Origin of the sequence: Microbispora sp. H10885 (assembly GCF_014161415.1) — a bacterium.
In the GTDB taxonomy this organism is placed as follows: Bacteria; Actinomycetota; Actinomycetes; order Streptosporangiales; family Streptosporangiaceae; genus Microbispora; species Microbispora triticiradicis.
Genome location: NZ_JABBWY010000001.1, coordinates 184,987 through 203,126, shown reverse-complemented (window position 1 = coordinate 203,126; position 18,140 = coordinate 184,987). Strand labels below are relative to the sequence as shown.

12 protein-coding genes are annotated in these 18,140 nt (G+C 67.6%); 3 read left to right on the top strand and 9 right to left on the bottom strand.

All coding sequences use genetic code 11. From position 1 onward, the window contains the following. Nucleotides 1-129: 129 nt before the first annotated feature. From HHX37_RS00955 to HHX37_RS36055, 9 genes are all read right to left on the bottom strand, one after another. Nucleotides 130-3,360 carry an NACHT domain-containing protein gene (locus HHX37_RS00955; RefSeq protein WP_182884180.1) on the bottom strand — a complete coding sequence of 1,077 codons (3,231 nt, stop codon included), beginning with the start codon at nucleotides 3,358-3,360 and terminating at the stop codon, nucleotides 130-132. A 617-nt stretch (nucleotides 3,361-3,977) separates the two neighbouring features. Beyond that, nucleotides 3,978-4,331 (bottom strand): hypothetical protein, encoded by a 354-nt coding sequence (locus HHX37_RS00950; protein WP_182884179.1) that lies wholly within the window; start codon nucleotides 4,329-4,331, stop codon nucleotides 3,978-3,980. Nucleotides 4,332-4,461: 130 nt separating this feature from the next. Beyond that, entirely contained in the window at nucleotides 4,462-5,721 is a 1,260-nt protein-coding gene (locus HHX37_RS37465) for a C40 family peptidase (RefSeq protein ID WP_182884178.1), read from the bottom strand. After that, nucleotides 5,718-6,623 (bottom strand): replication-relaxation family protein, encoded by a 906-nt coding sequence (locus HHX37_RS00940; protein ID WP_182884177.1) that lies wholly within the window; start codon nucleotides 6,621-6,623, stop codon nucleotides 5,718-5,720. Before HHX37_RS00940 ends, HHX37_RS37465 begins: the two co-directional genes overlap by 4 nt. A gap of 11 nt (nucleotides 6,624-6,634) precedes the next feature. Next, the gene (locus HHX37_RS00935) at nucleotides 6,635-9,031 is read right to left on the bottom strand and encodes a TraM recognition domain-containing protein (protein WP_182884176.1); all 2,397 of its coding nucleotides are present in this window, start codon (nucleotides 9,029-9,031) and stop codon (nucleotides 6,635-6,637) included. After that, nucleotides 9,028-10,788, bottom strand: coding sequence for a VirB4 family type IV secretion system protein (locus tag HHX37_RS00930; RefSeq protein WP_182884175.1), 1,761 nt, complete (start codon nucleotides 10,786-10,788; stop codon nucleotides 9,028-9,030). Before HHX37_RS00930 ends, HHX37_RS00935 begins: the two co-directional genes overlap by 4 nt. Next, a complete protein-coding gene (locus HHX37_RS00925) occupies nucleotides 10,785-11,723 on the bottom strand; it encodes a PrgI family protein (protein ID WP_182884174.1) in 939 nt (312 codons plus the stop codon). The genes HHX37_RS00930 and HHX37_RS00925 overlap by 4 nt, the downstream gene beginning before the upstream one ends. Further along, on the bottom strand, nucleotides 11,720-13,288 hold the full coding sequence (locus HHX37_RS00920; RefSeq protein ID WP_182884173.1) for a conjugal transfer protein TrbL family protein: 1,569 nt from the start codon (nucleotides 13,286-13,288) through the stop codon (nucleotides 11,720-11,722). The genes HHX37_RS00925 and HHX37_RS00920 overlap by 4 nt, the downstream gene beginning before the upstream one ends. Before the next feature lie 5 nt (nucleotides 13,289-13,293). Continuing rightward, complete coding sequence (locus HHX37_RS36055; protein WP_259406123.1) at nucleotides 13,294-14,580, bottom strand: pilin; 1,287 nt, start codon at nucleotides 14,578-14,580, stop codon at nucleotides 13,294-13,296. Nucleotides 14,581-14,934: 354 nt separating this feature from the next. Here HHX37_RS36055 and HHX37_RS00910 point away from each other — a divergent pair, with 354 nt between their 5' ends. The 3 genes from HHX37_RS00910 (at nucleotide 14,935) to HHX37_RS00900 (ending at nucleotide 17,871) form a co-directional block, all read left to right on the top strand. Continuing rightward, nucleotides 14,935-15,933: a DNA-methyltransferase gene (locus tag HHX37_RS00910; RefSeq protein WP_182884172.1), complete on the top strand. Its 999-nt coding sequence runs from the start codon at nucleotides 14,935-14,937 to the stop codon at nucleotides 15,931-15,933. A gap of 5 nt (nucleotides 15,934-15,938) precedes the next feature. Beyond that, nucleotides 15,939-16,157, top strand: coding sequence for a helix-turn-helix domain-containing protein (locus HHX37_RS00905; protein WP_182884171.1), 219 nt, complete (start codon nucleotides 15,939-15,941; stop codon nucleotides 16,155-16,157). Between the two features lie 721 nt (nucleotides 16,158-16,878). Continuing rightward, nucleotides 16,879-17,871 (top strand): endonuclease/exonuclease/phosphatase family protein, encoded by a 993-nt coding sequence (locus HHX37_RS00900; RefSeq protein ID WP_182884170.1) that lies wholly within the window; start codon nucleotides 16,879-16,881, stop codon nucleotides 17,869-17,871. Nucleotides 17,872-18,140: the final 269 nt, after the last annotated feature.

The following is an 18,140-nucleotide window of genomic DNA, read 5'->3' as shown; positions in this document are numbered from 1 at the left end:
CTTCGCTGACGGCATCTCGCATGCAAGGGCCTGCTTATTTCGGGCGTAAGCAGTTGCTGTAGCAGAGGTGGCACGAAGCGGTGCATCATCCCCGGTCGGCCACTGAGTTCATGAGCAGGCGTGATCCCCTCAACCACAGGGTCGCATGTCTGGGGGTAAGTCACTGTCACTGCCGATGCCCTCAGGCCACCGCAGGCCGTACCTATCTCCTTCCATCCTAATGACGCGTTGAGCCCGGCGGAAGAGCAGCGGATCGGTCCGTTTGATCATCAGAAGGTGTTCCACCGTCGGCTGTGACAGCGGATGGAAATCCCCGAGACCGAGTTCAAGGAGTCCAACGGTCCATCGCACCTTCGACACGCTTGCTCCCGCTAAAAGCAGGGAGGACAGATAGCTCACGGTTTCCGGATGACGGGCGACGACTTCGAGCATGCAGCAGATGAAGAGATCGTCCTCATCGGGCTGAGACGTGAGCCGCCTCAAGGAGCTGAGCAGCAACGTCGCCGAGTCGGGCGGCATCCTGACGATGTCAGTCCTGAGTAGTTGAAGCGTCCTAGAAAGGTGACGCGACTTGTCAGGGAGATGGGCTGTGGCCTTGCCTGCCAGATCATAACTGTAGGCGTCGACATTCCTACCTGTCCATAATCCGCTGACCAAGCTCATTACCGAACTATCCGCTTCAATGAAGACCGCTGGTTCCAGCCCTTGAGCACCGTGCATAAGGATGTCAAGCGCTACCATGCACAGGAAGTTCGCCTCCACGCCCAGGTTGACCGTTGATACCTCCTCGATCGCGGGCGGGGCCAGTGGCTCACTGGCGTTCGTTATCCAGGTCTCCGGACCGGCCAGATACAAGGTCATGTCACGATGCCTGTAGCCCTGGCTGCGCTTTACCACCAGGTTCCTGGTCAGGTCTCGCCATTCCTCAATCAGCAGCGATGATTTCCAGAGCAAGGCCAACGCCCGCCAGTCTGGCAATGGGTCCGAGCCGTTCTCCAAGCCGAAGAGCTCGCGTCCAGCGACGCTCTCAGAGACGGCAGCGCACAACAGAACCAGATTGACCCCATAGTAGGCGTCCCGGCGGACCGGCGTCTGAGTCTGGGGCTCATAACGTTCGTGGTTCTCATCGGTGCGATGATCTCTCCCACGGAAGAGTCTAAGCAGCAGCTCGCGATACCCATCCTTACCAGAGGTCAACTCGCGCACGAAGTCCAGCACTGGGCGGCGAGCGCTGAGGACGGTGAATGACGTCAGCGCATAAAGCAGCCCATCTTGAAGCCGACCGCCCCCCAACGGCCCCGCAGCTGTTCCTGCCTGCGTCCGGAGCTGCTCGAGTACACGGTGGAGAAGGAAGGCAACGAGATACTCCCCGAAAGTAGCGTGAAGGAATTCATAAGTTTTCAGGACCTTGTTGTCCTGCTCGGCCTGTGCCTGATGAACAAAGAAAAAGCGTCCGATCACCTCCTCCGCGTGAGTAAGACTTGCGGCAAACCCAGTATCCATTCTTGAGCGTTCCAGAAACAGGGCCGCCAAGTCTCGGTCCAATTCCTCGGCTGTCACCCACTGCCGCCCTCGATTGAGCATCGCAAACGCCACAATGGCCAGGCGGAGAAGCTCCTGATCGACTGCCTCGCCGAATGCTCGATTCGAGTGGCTGGACCAACGCTTCGCCACCTCCCGGGATGCAAAGCGGGTCAGCAGTCTCTGGTAAAGCTCTGCGCGAGCCAGTATTCCGCCGTCTTTCTGAAGGGCGTTCGCATCGGCATCGTATAGCGCCAACATAAACAGCAGTAGCGGCTGTACCGCGAGTTCATGCTGGGCGATGGCGCTTTCGGTTGTCATCGGCCGAAGTCCTCGGCGGGCGAAGTACGTCTCGTTAACGGCGTTCCATTCATCAAGCCACCGTCCGATCTGCTCACCGCTGAACGGCTCCAGGCGAAGGGCAAGCACGCCCTCCGGCAGACGGCAGCGATCCGCGACAGCTGTGCGAGTGGTGATCACAACCGCCAAGGCGCGGTTCTGGGCTAACTCCTCTCGCTGAAAGCGAGCAACCTGGTAAAGGTAGTCTGCTCGATGGGTTCCCGTGGCCTGCAGCAATTCGTCCAAGCCGTCGAGAAGCACCACCGGAAGCACGCCGTCGTCACTGGCGGAGCGCGCGAGATCCGCCCAGTAAACGCGCTCATGGGTCCTCGCGTGAATTGCGTGCTCTATCTGCTCCTGCACGGATGCATCCGCTGGGACGTGGCGAAGCGGTACCCGAATCGGCAGGAACTGCCCGGCCGGAAGCCTGGCAGCCAGGATCTTCGTCAGAACGGACTTTCCCGCGCCAGGCTGACCCAAGACGACCAGTGGCGCATAAGTCGCCTGCGGCGAGGTCAAGTGACTTGCCAGGAAGGCTGGCAGATCCGCCCACAGGCGCGCGTTCTTCCACCAGGACTCGGCGCTGAGGTCCGATGCCGTAGCCGGCACCGCCACTCGACAGAGCGGGTCCACATAAGCGGCGGCGAGTCTCGGAAGTCTGAGCCCATCCGGAAGGTCAGCGCCTTCATAAATCGGCTCGTCGAGGGGCGCCTGATTCGCCCTCACGATGCTCTCAACCTGATGAGCCGCCGCACGACCCGGAAGTAGGGCGAGAAGCTTGCCCTCCAGATCTGCCAGGCCACGCTTCACCAGCACGCGCGTAGCCTCCTGCTGCCCTAGATCCACCCAAAGGGCGAATTCGGGAAAATCCAATGCCAATCTGCGGTACAGCTCGCGATAGTGCATAGTCGCAGCCCTCGGCAGGTCGGTCATCGCCCGCATGGCGCGGTCCTGCCGGGTCCTGTCCAAGCGCTCCCAAATCGCGAGCCCATCTACAAAATTAATCAGCGCCTTCGTGATCTGCGAGTAAACCTTCTGCTCAAGAACGTTACAGGTCGACTCGAAAGTTCGATGGACCTCGGGTACGTAAACCTCCGATCTGAGGACAGCATTGGTCATGGCGCCCCTTCGATCGGACATCTCACTGATGGAGATAACCTCATGCCTGGCCAGTTCCAGGTCCTCGACAGCGAACGGCAGGTCCAGTTCTTCGAGGGCTTCGAAGAAGGCAACGATGACAATGACCGAGTGAGCGGCTTCAAGCCGCTGCGTCCTGCTGTGTCGACCGAGTCCGTTGAGTTGGTCTCGTGCTGTCCCTAGGAGTTCACGACTCAACCGGATGATCTCGAGTTTCGCGTCTATCAGGCCCAGCGCGAGATCAGATCCTCCCGCTGTGGCAACACCCACTGTCCCCAGGAAGACCGCCTCAAGCGCCTTGGCGATCGGACCGTCGCCACCGAGCAGCTTGACCGCGTCCCGGTAGCTGATCACCTTCCGCACGGCCCCATAATGGCGCAACTTTTCCTGTTTGCCAGAAGAATGATGAGATCATCGCTCGCAGTGTGTGCTGGCGGAGGAGATGTCTTCCCGGTGCGAGTGGCAGCGAAGAGGGCCGGCCCCAAAGGGACCGGCCCCGACCTGTCCCACTGCAATCGACCAAGAAAACGGTGAGAGCGGTCGCTCACGAGCCTACGTCGGACTGCGGCGAGCGGCAGCCCAAACCTGGCGCTCGTCCACTCTCTCTGGCGTGGGAGGGCGCTTCGTCGCCACCCGGGCGGCGAGCATCGCGGACAACGCCTCGCAGTCGTCGAGAGTGAGCGGCGCGTGCGGGATCAGGTAGAGCAGGCCGGTGAGGCCATCGATGAGCTCGATGGGCAAAGGACGTGCGGAGTCCTTCGGTGGGGTGCACACGATGAGAGTCGTTCTTCCGAGACATGGTGGATAGATCGCGGACGTACGATGACTGGCGAGGACTCCTCTGAGGGTTTTCAACCACCGGACCGGCGAGGTTGCCATTCAGAGCCGCTCTCTGGAGCAGCTCCCCTCGCCGGTCCATCTCTTCCTCACCCGCTGTCAACAGATCAGCTAGCAGGACCGACCTGTAGCGGCTGCCTCAGCTACCGCTTGATCCAGACGGAGTTCTTGCAGTGGCGGCTGACGTGGTTGGTCTGGAAGCAGATCTTGAAGACGGTGATCGTCCCGAAGAAGACGCTGTCCTCGCCGCACTTGCGGTCCCCGCCCTTCTCGTCCTTCATGGTGTGCTTGAGCAGGTACGTGGTGGCGTACTCGGCGTAGACGGACGTGCTGTCGGCGTAGCTGTCGCAGACGGTGATGTGTTTGCGGTCGGCGCTCACCTCGACGTAGCCGTACCGGTTGTCGCCGTCGCTCCAGCCGGGGTTGTCGGCAACGGCAGGGGACGCGACCGTGACGACGGCGAGCAGGGCGGCCACGAGCGTGCTGATTTTGGACATGAGTAACCTCCGAACTGGTGTTGCAGGGAATGGGCGACCGCTGCTGGGCCGTGGTGGGGACGGCTCAGCAGTGGCGTAGTGGTGATGCGGGCTGATCACCGATGCCGCGAGTGGCACCTGCGAAGGGCTGTCAGCCCAGGTCGAGATAGGTATAGGCGTCAGCGAGGGCGGACCGCTCCGGCGAACTCCCGTTCCCGGTACGGGTCTCCCGCCCAGGTATCCACCCGGACGGTGCTGCCGGTGGACGGCGCGTGGACCATCCGCATGCCGCCAACGCGATCCCCACGTGGTGGATAGTCGATGGATCCGCCGGATTCGTCGCGAAGAAGAGCAGGTCACCAGGCGCGATCTGGGACCGCGGTACGCGAACGCCCGAGGTCCACTGGACCGAGGTATGACCGCCGATTCGAACGCCCGCCTTGCTCCAGGCGTACTCGGCGAGCCCCGAGCAGTCGAACCCCGAGGTGCCGGCGCCGCGACCGATGCCGTAGCTCGGCCCGTTCGGGCCGCCTCCGCCCCAGGAGTACGGAACTCCGCGCATGCCGAGTGCGGCTTGTACGGCTATTGCCCCTTCGCCGACTCCGAGGTCGATGCCGGCAGAGAGGTCACCCAGCTGGCCGCACAGCTCCAACTGAACCGCACTGATGATCTCCTCAGCCCTCCTCTCCGATTCCGTGCGGTCTCGGACGCCTTGCCCGAGATGAGATGCAAGATCGGCCACGATTGCCTCACGCGGAGCCCCGAGCGAAGCGGCAGCTTGCACGCTGATCCGGATGTCCTGTAGTTCGCGCGGTGACAGGCCAAGCTGCTGGGTGCTGCTGGTCGAGACCTCCCGCTGCTCCGACTGGGCCACGATCTTCTCGGCGAAGGGCTCCTGCTTTGCGTACTCGCCGCGCAGATCCTCCCGAGGCCGTTGGACGATCGCGGCCGCCTCGGTAAGCGGCAGCGACGACCAGTTGGGCACCTTGACCAGCCGTGAGAAGAACGCCCGTGCCGCGTAGCGGGGGTCGGTCACCTGGCCCTTGGTCCCCCACCCGCTGACAGGGCGCTGCTGGAAGAGGCCGAAGGACGTCCCGTGGTCCCCAACCACGTCGTTCTTCAGGCCCGACTCCTGCAGAGCCGTCGCAATCCCGATAACCGCGGCGCGGCGGGGGAGCTTCATGGAGTTCGCCGTGTCCAGGATGGTGCGCGCGTTCGTCGCCTGCTCCCTGGTCAGGTCGGCCTCTACCGTCGTGGTGCTCGGCTGGACCTGCGAGCAGAACGCTGTGGTGACGCCGGAGGTAGCCGCGACCTTGGCGCCGCCGGCCATTCCGGCCATCAACGCGATACCCGACACGATGCCTCCTCCAGCGATCACAGCTTTGGCCCCCAGCCCGGTCTCGACGATCACGCGTCGTCCTCCTGCGGCGGGTTGTCCGGCGGCGGGGCGGTCTTGTGCGGTCCCAAGCCGGGCCAGTGCAGTGCCAGGCCCGCCAGACGGAGCCGAGGCCCCTCGACGTCCGAGGGCAGCCACTTCTCTCCCGCCGGACCGTCGTTCACGGGCCCGACGAGCACGGACGGGTTACCGGTTGCGATCGGCACGTAGGTGTTCGCCGGGTGCTGCGCGAGCTTGCGCCGGAGATTCACCTCGCGCCGCTCCCCCTGGACCCAGACGAGGACGGGGGTGATGACACGAGTGGCCTTGCTCAGGGCCGCATATCCGTCGAGCTTGCGTACGACACGGTCCAGCGGTTCGCTGCCGGTGTCGTACTCGAGGAAGAAGTCGACGGTGTGCTCACCATGACGCCATCGGCCGTACGCGTCGGGCCGGACGGTGTCGCCCCAGAGGGAGGTGCAGCGGTCCTCCGGCCACCAGTCGAGCAGTTCGGCGTCCTCGTACCGCCGTGCGAAGGCCCGCAGTTCGGCCCCGAAGCCGTTGGTCCCGACGGTGTGCGCGAGACGCTGGCTGTAGGCGATGGACAGCACGCGCTCTCGGCGGTAGCCCGAGCTGCTCGGGTCCACGCCGTCCTCCGAAGCGAGCACGGCCGCTCCGGCAGGGCCGATGACGTAGTGGTACGGCGCCGTGCCCATGCCCGGCGGCAGGTTGGGCCGGAAGCGGTCGAGCACGCCCATGTGGGTCAGGGCGAGCAGGCGCTTCCGTGCGGCGTCGTCCGTGTCGAAGGCGATCTGGGCGATCTGCGTCGAAGTCAGGACGCGCTGGCTCCTGACCATCCGCAGCAACTCGCGGTCGCGCGACGTGAGCCGGGCAGCGAGCTGGGCCAGAACCGCCGGGGTGAATCGGGTGACGGACATCTGCTTCTCCTTCAGTGCTGGAGCCGGGGGTCGTCCCGGCGGACCGTGGGCGGTGTGGTCGAGGTGCGCCCGTGGGCCTTGGCAGCCGCGGCCCTGATGACGCGCTCGACCTCGCGTGAGGGTTCGGGCAGCGGCCGGGTGCGCAGCGTGAAAGGAGGCGCCTCCGAAGACCGCGACATCAGGCGGGCGGCGGCCTGATAGGCCCCGAGGTTGGCGAGGTCGTGTGCACGCAGGTAGGGAGTGAAGTGGTGCTCGACCTCCCGGGCGTCCTCCGGTGACAGCGAGAAGTAGATCTTGTTGCGCGCGTCGGAGGAGATGGCCTGGCGGAGCTCCCGCGGAAGCTGGGCCAGGTGCTGATGGGCGATCACCAGCGAGAGCCGGTATGCCCGGGCCTCTGCGAGCATGTCGCTGAGCGCGTGCGGCAGCGTGAGGAAGTTGTGCGCCTCGTCGACGTAGAGCGCGGCCGGCGAACGCTGCTTGCCGAGCTTGGCGCGGTGCGACGCGGCCTGCCAGATCTGCGCCAGCACCATGGAGCCGAGGAGCCGGGCGCTGTCGTCGCCGAGCACTCCCTTGGGAAGCCGCACGAGCAGGATCCCGCCGTCCAGCACGTCGCCGACGTCGAAGGTCGATCGGGCGGAGCCGAGGACATCGCGGACGAACGGCCGGAGCAGGAAGGCCCGCAGCTTGTTCATGATCGGGCTGGTGACGTGAGCCCGGGCGGAGTCGGACAGGCTCTCGTACCACTGCCAGAAGCCGAGAAGGAGCGGGTCACGCACGCCGGCCACGAGACGGCGCCGGAATTCGGCGTCGATGAGCAGTGTGGGAACGTCGGCGAGGGTGCCACCGTGCGCGGCCAGGGTCAGAGAGCAACCCCGCAGGATGTCGTCGGTGCGAGGCCCCCAGTAGTCGGCGTAGATCTTGTGGAAGATGCCGACGAGGTTGTCCACGCCCCGGTCCAGCTCGGCGCCGCCGAGGACGTTGAGCGACGGGCGGGCGTGCCGGTCATCGGGGTCGATCAGGACGACCTTGTCGGCGGCGGACTCGGGGATCAGTCCCAGCAGATCATTGATCAGGTCGCCCTTCGCCTCGATCACCGCGGTCCCACGTCCGGCCTCGATGTCGGAGAGGATCATCTGGGCGAGCAGCGTCGACTTCCCGGTGCCGTTCGGGCCGAGGACGTGCACGTGGTGGAAGGAATCGGCGACGCGCAGGGCGACCGGCCGTTCGTGCCCGGTGTTGGAGCGGCCGAGCACCTTCGCGTGCTCCCCGCCGTATGCGATCTGCGGTGAGGGCGGAACGCTGTTGGCGCCGGCCCGTTGGAGCCCCGGCACCGCGACGTCGAGCGGAAGGTGGGCGAGTCCCGCGAGCTCGGGCAGGGAGAGCAGGAATCCCCTGCCGAGGCGCCGTCCCGCGAGCTGCGCGGCCGCCAGGGGCAGGTGTTGCCGTTCGAGTCGGTTGTGCCCGGAGAACAGGGCGAACGCTGAAGCGATCGCGTGCGCTCGTCCTCGGATGGCGTTTCGTCTGGCTGCCCGCGCCGCTTTCCGCGCCGGCTCGTCGCCACTGGTCGGCAGATCGGCTTGTACGGCGTAGCGGACCGCGACGACGTAACGCGGCTGGAGCGCCTTGTCCCTGATGGCGCGATCCTCAGCTGACTCCTCCAGCTGGGCTGCCCGATCCTTCAGGTACTGGCGAAGATGCTGGGGGTGCAGCTGCTGGTGCGCCGGTCCGGGAGTCAGCAGGTCGAGAACGGCCCGCACCAGCCCGGCCGGTCCGCTGTTGATCGTGCTGGTGAGGCGACGGCCGGTCGCCGGCCGGGCGAGGATCTGCACCGCGGCGCGCTGCCATGTGGGCATGCCGACGGCCGCGCCGACGAGTGCCCGGATCGGGTCGGTGTTGTGGTCGTGCCGGATGGGGAGCCGCTCGGTGCGGGCGATCTTGAGCTGTCCGCCGTACGACAGGTCGGTGAGGGGCACCGGCGGCGTCGCTTCCCGCACTTCGGTACGCGCGGACGGCCAGGCGGCCTCGATGGCGTGCTCCACCAGGTGCTGGGGGATGACCCCCGGCACCCAGAGCCTGATGGTCACGCCGCCGACTCCGAAGACGTACTCGAAGGCCAGGTGCGGCTGCCCGAACAGCACACGCTTCCAGGCCGGGCGGAGCAGGCCGATGAGGTTGCCCCACAGGGCCTCGGCGCCCGGCATGTCGGCGACGGGCGGCGCGAGGATCTCGACGCAGCGGGAGCCGCGGGACCAGGGCCGGTGGCGGAGACGCACCAGGGCCTGTCCGACCAGGAGCTGCCCGACGTCCAGGCCGACCAGGAAGGCGATCACGTGCCAGATGTGCGTCTCCAGCCAGGCGTACGCCGTGCTCAGGAGGGCGGACGGGTCGGTGATGAGGTCTTCGATCACAGGTAGTTCTCCTCGTCGTAGTCGGTGCGGGACAGTTCCTGGGGTGATGAGGTCACGAGGTCGTGCTCGCGCTGGCTGGCGATCACCTGCAGGGGCACGCGCTGAGCACCGGCACCAGCGGTGAGCAGGCCGGTCCCGCGTTCAGCGGAAAGCAGGAGCTGCCGCTCTCCCTCGGAGAGCTGGAAGGCGGCGACGACCTTGTCGATCGCCTGGGGTGCCTGCTTGAGCAGTATCTGGGTGGTGGAGTTGGCGATGATCGCCTGGCCGATCTCCGAACTGAGGAGGTCGCCGGCGTCCTGGGTGACCACAGAAAGCCCGGCCCAGTGCTTGCGGGCGGCCTTGGCCATGCGCAGGAGGAACCGGGCCCCTTCGGGGTCGCGCATCAGCAGCCAGGCCTCGTCGACCACGACGAGGCGAGGCCGTCGGTCGTGGGGATCGGAGACGCGACGCCAGATGGCGTCCAGCGTCAGCAGGGTCCCTACCGCCTTCAGCTCCTCTGGGAGGTCGCGGAGGGAGAAGACGATCAGGTGGGAGTCGGGCCGGGTGCTGGTCGGGCCGTCGAAAAGCTGGCGGTGGCTTCCGGTGACGTACGGCGCCAGCCCTGCCGCCAACTCCTTCGCCTTGGGATCGGCATCATCGGTAAGCGCAGTTACCAGATCCCGCAGGAGCGGCGGGCGGCGGTTCCAGGTGCGCGGCTCGAAGGTGATCCCGGCCCTGCGGTAGGCGGCGAGGATGGCGCGGTCGAGCGCCGCCTTGCTCGCCTTGTCCAGCGGTTCACCGAGCATGAGGCTGATCAGGGTGTGCAGGAACAGCGCGCGCCGGGTGAGCGGGTCGCTGTCGCGCTGGCTTCTGAGCTGCAGGTCGAAGGGGTTCAGCCGCACCTTGGGAGCGCCGAGATGGATGTACGCGCCGCCGACGGCGGAGCACAGCCGGGCGTACTCGTCCTCGGGATCGATGACCGCGATTTCGACGCCTGTGTAGAGGGAGCGCAGGGCTTCCAGCTTGGCGAGGTACGACTTGCCCGCTCCGGATCGGGCGAGGATCACGGAGTTGTGGTTGTCCTGGGCGAATCGGTCCCAGGCGACCAGGGACGAGCTGGCGGTGTTGGCGCCGTACAGCACGGCCGTAGGACCGAGCTCTGCGGTGAGGTCCGGGCTCGTGAAGGGGAACGCCGCGGCGAGGGCCGGCGTGTCGAACGTCCGGCGCATGCTCACGTTGTCGTACGCGAACGGCAGGCTGCTGATCCAGCCCTGCATCTGCCGGAAGGTGGCCAGCCGGGCGTCCAGAAGGAGAGAGGCGGCCAGCGCACGAACCTGGGCGCATGCGTCGTCGAGCTCCTGCTCGCTTCCGGCGTGGACGGTCAGGTAGATGGCGGTGCGGAAGAGCTTGGCCTGACCGCGCGCGATCCTCGACGCCAGTTCCTGGGCGTCTTCAGCCGCAGCCTCCGTGCCGGGGTCCATGAGCCGTCCGTGCTCCTGGTCGGAGCGCAGTCCTGATTCCAGGCGGGCGAGCTGCTTTCGGAGCCGGTCGGCGGCGACCAGGGAGGGCAGCGGGTCGATGTGCACGGAGACGTCGAGCCGACCGGGGTATGCCAGCAGCGGCTCCAGCCATCCGGGGGCGACCTCGCGGGGGAATCCCGTGACGACGAACGTGGCGCAGAAGCCGTCAGCCAGGTGCAGGCAGCGAGGCCGGACCTGGATCGATTCCGGTCCGAGGCGCGAGGGCGGAGCAGGCGTACGGCGGAGGCGGAGCTTCATCGGCGGTCTCCCCTGCTGATCAGTTGGTCGGGGTGGGCGAGCAGGTCCGCGAGCAGGGGCGGGGCCATCGGGTCGAAGCAGGAGGCCAGCAGCGCGCCGACGGCTGCGGCGTCCAGCGGCCGTACGGTGAGCCCGCACGCGCCCAGAAGCCGGGCCGCCTCGGCCAGGCGGCGGTAGGCGCGAGCCGCGGCCGCGGTCGTGCCGTTGGCACCGACGGCGGGTTCACGGATCACCAGCAGGACCTGACGCCGCAGCAGCTCGTGACGGGTGGCCAGGTCCGTCAGGAACATGGCGTGCTCGCGGGCGGCATGAGCCAGCGCAGGGTGGGGGAGCTGGGGGATGCGCTCCTCAAGAGCGCCGATCGTCGTGGCGAGGTCGACGCGCTCGGCGCGGACCAGGATCTGCACTCGCTCGGACAGCGAGTGCAGCCAGCGTCCGAAGACGGCGACCAGCCCGTCCTGCTCGTCCGGGGTCCGTAGGGCGAAGCTGACCGTGGAGACCTCGGCGACCGCGACGATTCCGTCCGGCCCGAGGTCGATCAGGCCGTCTTCCGTCACTCCACGCGCCGGCAGTCTGAGCGGCGCCGGGACAGGGCCGCGACCGGCCGCGATCCAGGCGGGCGGCGGTGCGGCCACGCCGGGCGCCGCCACCAGGTGCTTCGCCGACCGGTGATACCGGAGGGCGGCGAGGAGGAACCGGTCGAGGCTGCCGCCGTCGTGGGTGGCAACTGCCAGCAGGATTCCCAGCACCGCCACCGGCAGGGCGATCGCCGCGAAGACGGCGAGGGGGAGCCGCTCACCGAGCATCGTGTAGCCGAAGTAGAGAGCCACACCGGTGACGGCGAGGATCGCCACCTGCCGAGCGGTGAGCCCCCAGACGATCCGGTCGGGCTGTTCCACATCGGCGGGGATACGGACGACTTCGCTCCAGCTCATCGTCCGTCACCCCCTCGCTGCCCGCGCGTACGGCGACGAGGTGGTGGCTTACGTCGTCCGGGGTTCTCGGGCCAGTCCACGGAGCCCGGGACGGGAGCATCCGGAGGCACGATCGGCTGCACCGGTCGTCTGGGTGCCGCCGGCGGGACGACCGTCTGACGTGGGGGAGGCGGTGAACTGGTTCCCGCGCTCCGCAGCCGGTACATCTGGTTGAGCCCGGCGGGCCCGGCGGCGTAGTAGTTGTCGCGCGGGTAGCCGAAGACGGGAGTGGACGGCGGAACCGGGCGTGAGGGCGCGGGCGTCGGACGGTACTTGCCCTGGACCGGTGGGGCACTGGGAGCGTGTTTGACGACCGACGGCTGCCAGTTGGCAGGGTTGACCGGGCGCCGGGCGAAGACCGGGGCATGCTTGGCCGGTCCGGCACCTCCGCAGGCTGCGGCAGCGGCGGTTGCCGCAGTGGCAGCGGACGCGGCAGCCGTACCGGCAGGGCCTGCCACCAGGGCGGGCAGGGCCCTCGTGGCTATTGCCGTGGTCGCCGCGCGACGTGCCGTGCCGGCCTTGGCGCCCTTCCTGAGGTGCAGGACGTTGAGGAGCGGGCTGGTGAGCTTGTAGGCCACGGCGTACTTGACGATGCGGACCAGGCCGAGCCCACGGCCGCCGGGCAGGAACATGGCGCGTGACACCCAGGTGGGGATGCGCACCAGGATGATCAGCAGGACGAGGGCGAGGAGCAGGTTGTAGAGCGGGCCCCGGCCGGTCAGCCCCATGACCTCGCGGCCGTCCTGGTTGAAGAAGACCCGTACAGCCGTGACGAGCGTGAGGGACTGGCAGATCTGGATGAGTAGCAGCCCGGTGAAGACCCGCCACCACAGCCGTGCCAGGCCATCGGTCTGCGGCAGGGCGTGGCACGCGAGGGCCAGCGGGGCCGCGACGACCAGCAGGGTGGTGAGGGCCACCCGCAGCACGAACGTGATGAGCAACACCACGAGCAGCACCACGGCCACGAGGGCGAGCAGGATGTAGAAGATCGGCGATGTGTCGGGCAGCAGGACGAGCAGGCGGATCGCGTTGGCCGCCCTGCGCGCGTCGAAGCCCTGACCGAGCAGTGCCTGGGCGATCGCGTTGCCGAGATCGATGGCTTTGCCGGCCAGCAAGAAGCTGGCGTTGGCGCTCAGGAAGGCCACGACGAGCCGGGGCAGGATCTCTTTGATCGCGTACCTGGTCTGGACGGACTCGTAGCTCATGGCCAGGATCCCGCCGACGGTGGCGAACAGGATGAAGGATCCGTTCGCGATGACCAGGGTCGCGTGCCACAGGTCCTCGATCCGCGTCTGACCGTCGATGCTGGGGGTGGCCAGGAGGGTGGCGGCCAGGGCGTCCAGCAGCGGCTTGATCGCGGATCCGACGAGATCGGCGAACCAGGCGTTGATCTGGTTGGTGATCCAGTCGCCGATGCCGAAGCTGATCCCGGTGGTGCCGCTCGGGAGCGGTGGCAGTTCAGGCGTCGTCTTCGGAGTGGGCGAGGGGCTTGTCCACAGGATGTGGATAAGAATCTCGATGGACATCGCCGTCACCCGCCGACGACGTGCTTGAGCACGTTGACGAACAACGGCGCCAGCACGGCCAGGGCGTAACCGAGCGCGGCGGCCTTGAAAGCGACCTTGGCTTTCTGGACCTCCCCGGGGTCCCCGCCGGCGACCAGGTAGCGCAGGCCGCCGATGGTGAACATGAGCGTCGCCAGCGTGGCGAGCAGCCCGACGATCCAGTTCCGCAGGTTGGTGAAGACCTTCTCGAGCTGGTCCGGCCGGGTCGGCGGAGCCGCGGCGTGAGTGACGGCAGTCGCGTTGCCGCCGTCGGCCAGAGCCGCGGCAACGAGAACGGCGACGATTGCCGCCGCGATGCCGACGACGACCAGGATCCGGACGACGTGCCGCCGCGGTTTCCGCGACGCCGGCAGGTGAGGGATCCGCGCGGAGCCGGTGAGGCTGCCCCGGCCTCCTTTCCTCGTGGTGGTCTCGGGTTGCGTATCCGAGCTCCGGCTCCGCGCGGAAATCATGGAGACGTCCTCCTCCACCCCTCTAGGAGCGGCGGAGGAGATCGTCAGGGGCGTGGCGGCCTCGACTTCGCCGCTCAGGACGGCGTCGACGAGGATCGGCTCGCAGAGCTGGCGGCGCTTCTTGGCGGCCTCGGTGGTCAGGCCGAGCTGCCGGGCGGCGTCGGCCAGGGTGCGCTTCTCCAGGCGGGTCATGCCGATCAGTTCGGCGTCGACCTCGCTGATGACGCCCTTGGCTACGGCGTCCAGGAGGACGAGGTCCGGATGCCCCCACGGGACGGCAGGGGGTGCGGATTCCTGGAGCGGAAAGCGCCGGGCGACTCCGGCCTCCGCGTTCTCCCGGGCGCGCTCGCCGGCCCGCTTGGCCACCGCGCACATGCGGGGGAAGATGTTCGGGGTGCCGAGGTTCACCGTACGGATCGCCTCGATGAACGCGGTCAGGACCTCGGTGTCGATGTCTTCGGGGTCTGCGGCGACGTAGCCGCGGCAGATCCTGCCGCTGATGCCGCGCAGTGCCGGTACGGCAACCCCGACGGCACTCACCATCCACTGCGGCCCGTTCTGCCGGGCCCGCGTCACCAGCAACCGCCAGACCGCGTCGCGGGCGGAGTTCGAGCAGGAGGGGTGGATCAGCACATCCCGCAGCTCGATCAGCAGCATTCGCCGGCGGGGCAGGCCGTGCCCGACCTGTCTGCCGTCGACGGCGAGGCTGCTGGGCGCGCAGGCGAGCATTCGGAAGGCGCGCTCGGCGATGTCCAAGGGTGACCGGTCCGGGCCGGCCAAGTCGGATGGGTTCGTAGGCATCGGGTTCTCCACGGCGAGAGGGATTTCGCTTCGTCGAACCCGGTTGTAGAAGGCGCCTCTGGCACGGCTCCGGCGCCAATCCCCGGCTGCTTCTGGCACGCCTCTGGCGTTTGGCGTTGCGGCATGTCGGCGGGCGTCCGCCGAAGCGGCGCCAGAGGCACGTAGGTGCTCTCACCAGGGCTAACGGCTCACGCCGAAGCGGTGCCGGAGGCCGCTGCTGCACTCGAAGCGCGTATCTGAGTTCCGCCCCGGAACAGAAATGAAGGTAACGAACACGACCTGGCGACAGGTCCCTCACCAGCCGGACCCGGCCGGTCCTCACATGAGGGCTCTCTCCGTGCAGGGGGAGGCGTGATGAGGGTCCCGTACTGGCGAGACGACCACGCGACCCTGCACCTCGGTGACGCCCGCGATGTGCTGTCTGAGATGCCCGACCGCTCCGTGGACTGCCTGGTGACCAGCCCGCCCTACTACGGGCTTCGGGACTACGGCCCCGGCCAGTACGGCCAGGAGCCCACGCCGGACGACTACGTGGACAACCTCCGCGCCACGTTCGCCGAGGCCCGGCGGGTGCTCGCCAACGACGGCACCTGCTGGCTCAACCTCGGCGACATGTACGCCGCCAGCTCCGACGGCTACGCCCGCGGCGACAGCTACAACCAGCGGCAGCCGGTCGTACGGCCCCGCGCCCGTCGCATGGTGCCGCCCAAGAACCTGCTCGGCATGCCCTGGCGGGTCGCCTTCGCCCTCCAGCGCGACGGCTGGATCCTGCGCAACGCGATCGTCTGGTCCAAGCCCAATGCCATGCCGCAGTCGGCCGTGGACCGGCTCTCCACCCGCTACGAGCTGATCTTCCTGCTCGTCAAGCAGCGCTTCTACTGGTTCGACCTCGACGCCATCCGCGAGCAGTACACCGGCGACCGATCCCTGTCCCGCCGGGCACGACGCGGCGGAATCAAGGCCAACGCCATCCAGACGACCTGGCCGCCGACCGGCACGTCGGAGTCAGCCGAGGCCCAGCCCGGCACCGCCAGCCGCTCGAACGGCCGTGCCACTGATGCGGCCAACCCGAGCGGCCGCAACCCCGGCGACGTCTGGACCATCTCGACCAGGCCCTACCGTGGCGCCCACTTCGCGCCGTTCCCGATCGACATCCCGCTCCGCGCCATTGCCGCCGGCTGCCGCCCTGGCGGCACCGTCCTGGACCCCTTTTCCGGAGCGGCAACAACGGCTCTTGCCGCCCGGCAACTCGGCCGGCAGTTCATCGGCATCGAACTCAACGCGGACTACTGCGCGCTCGCCAAGGCACGCCTGCTGGCTGCCGGAGCGGAGAGAGGAGGGGAGGACGAGTGACGCCCATGACCATCGAGGAGGTACGTGCCCTCCCGGCCGTCGTCCCTCTGCTGACCGCCGCCCGCGCCCTCGGCCTCAGCCGCAACACCGCCTACCGCCTCGTCAAACGCGGGGAGTTCCCCTGCCGAGTCATCCAGGCAGGCGATACCTACCGGGTTCCCACCATCGAAGTCCTTCGCATTCTTTCTCTCGACCTGAGCAACGTGGAGGAGCAGGTGGGATAAATCGCCTGGTGACAAATTAGCGTCAACGGGAGTGGTGTAGGGGTGACCTCCCCGTAGTAGTGGGACAGGTGAGATCCATGTGACAAGGGACGGCAACTTCGCAATCATCGATTAGCTCACTTATACACGAAGGGGACGAAGTGACCGTCAACAACACTGTGCCGTCTGTGGGTGCCTCCGTCGAGGAGACCCTGTCGGCGGTGCACCCGGACCTGCGGGCCGTCGCCCTCTCTCCGCGGGCGCCTTTGCGCCAAGGCGCCGCCGGGTGCCGGCGTTGTCGTCGGCCTGCTCGACTGGCGGCTCGGCGCCGGCGGAGCCCTGGCGCTCGCCGGGGCGGACATGGCGCGGGTCTACACACGCGCCGCCGCAGCGGCGACGCCCGCACGACCAGGCGCCGGGAACGCCCGAGGGTGCGCTCGGCTCAATAGCGGGCGCGGGCCGAGGCGCCGGCGGCTGCGACGCTGCCCTGCTCCATGTGCTCTAGGGCGGCGGTGCAGGGCGGTGATCCGGATGCGCTCATCCCCATGGCGCTCCCGCTCGACCTGGCCGTGGCCGATATGGCGCCGTCCTTCCGTCACGCCGGAACAAAACTGCCGGTCGCCGAGCGGCCACGAAGCGAAGCCGACGACCGTGGCTACCGGTCATTGCGACGGATGCGTTCCTGGCTGTAAGACGGATTGCGCGTTCTTGCTCACCCGGACAACGAGACGGGAAAACGACGATGACTGTTATCGGAACCTGGAACGTCGAGAATCTGTTCAGATTCACGCCGGGGGGCAAGTTCGGTCCGACCACCCAGGTGGCGTACGACGCCAAAATCGAGGGCCTGTCCGCGACCATCGCCCAGGCAGGCGTCGACGTCCTGGCCGTGGAGGAGGTCGGCGACCCCGACGCGCTCGCCGAGCTGGCGGCCCGTTTGGGAGATGGGTGGCAGCACGTCACCTCCGGAATCTTCGAGCCCGGGCACCCCATCCGGGTCGGGTTGTTGTCCCGACTTCCGTTCGAGGTTGTCACCGACCGAGCTACCTTCCCGCAGCAGCTGTCTACGATTCAGGTCGGCGATGACGGCACGACGGCCCACCAGATGGGCAGGGGCACTCTGGCCGTCCGCGTCACCGAACCCGACGGCCGGACCATCGACCTGATCGTCGCTCACCTGAAGAGCAAGCTGCTGTCGTTCCCGCCAGGGCCCAATGGACGGCCCCGCTTCCAGCCCCGGGACGAGGGCGAACGGGCCCGGGTAGCCGCCTACGCCCTGTATCGGCGGACCGCTGAGGCCGTTACCGTACGCGCCTTGGCCGACGAACTGCTCGCCGGTCAGGGCGAGGCGCGCCAGGTCATGGTGATGGGCGACTTCAACGACGAGTCGGAGGCCGCAACTACCCAGATCCTGCTGGGCCCGCCCGGCTCCGAATTGGGCACCCCGGGCGCCGGCCAACCCGACCGGGGCGACAAGGCACGGCTTTGGAACCTCGCCCCCCGTATCCCCGCTGCCGACCGGTTCTCCCGCGTCTTTCACGGTCGCGGCGAACTCATCGACCACCTGCTGGTTTCGCACGCCCTCCTCGCTCGCGCCGTCGAGGTCCATACGCTGCGCCCGGCGGGCGCGGCCAGCCCGCACGACGGGCTGCCCTCGATGACCGAAGACCCCACCAGCCGCCGCGACGCGCCGGCCTCCGACCACGCCATGGTCTTCACCCGGCTCAGCCCCTGACATTCACTGGCACTGGGAACGCCGCCGCTGGGGACGACGCGCCAGTCAAGCGCCTCATGGATCGATCCCGCGATGACTCGTGGCCATCGTGGGCTCTCTCGGCTCGCCGATACGACAGTCCACACCCTTCCGAGCAGGACAGTGGTATCGCTCACGGTGAGCAGGGAACTCCGGCTGCTCCCGGATTCCTGCTCATCATGACCGGCCAGAGCCTTCTAATGACGTAGCCACCCACCGCTGTCCGCGAGCGCGAACAGGCCGTCGAAACG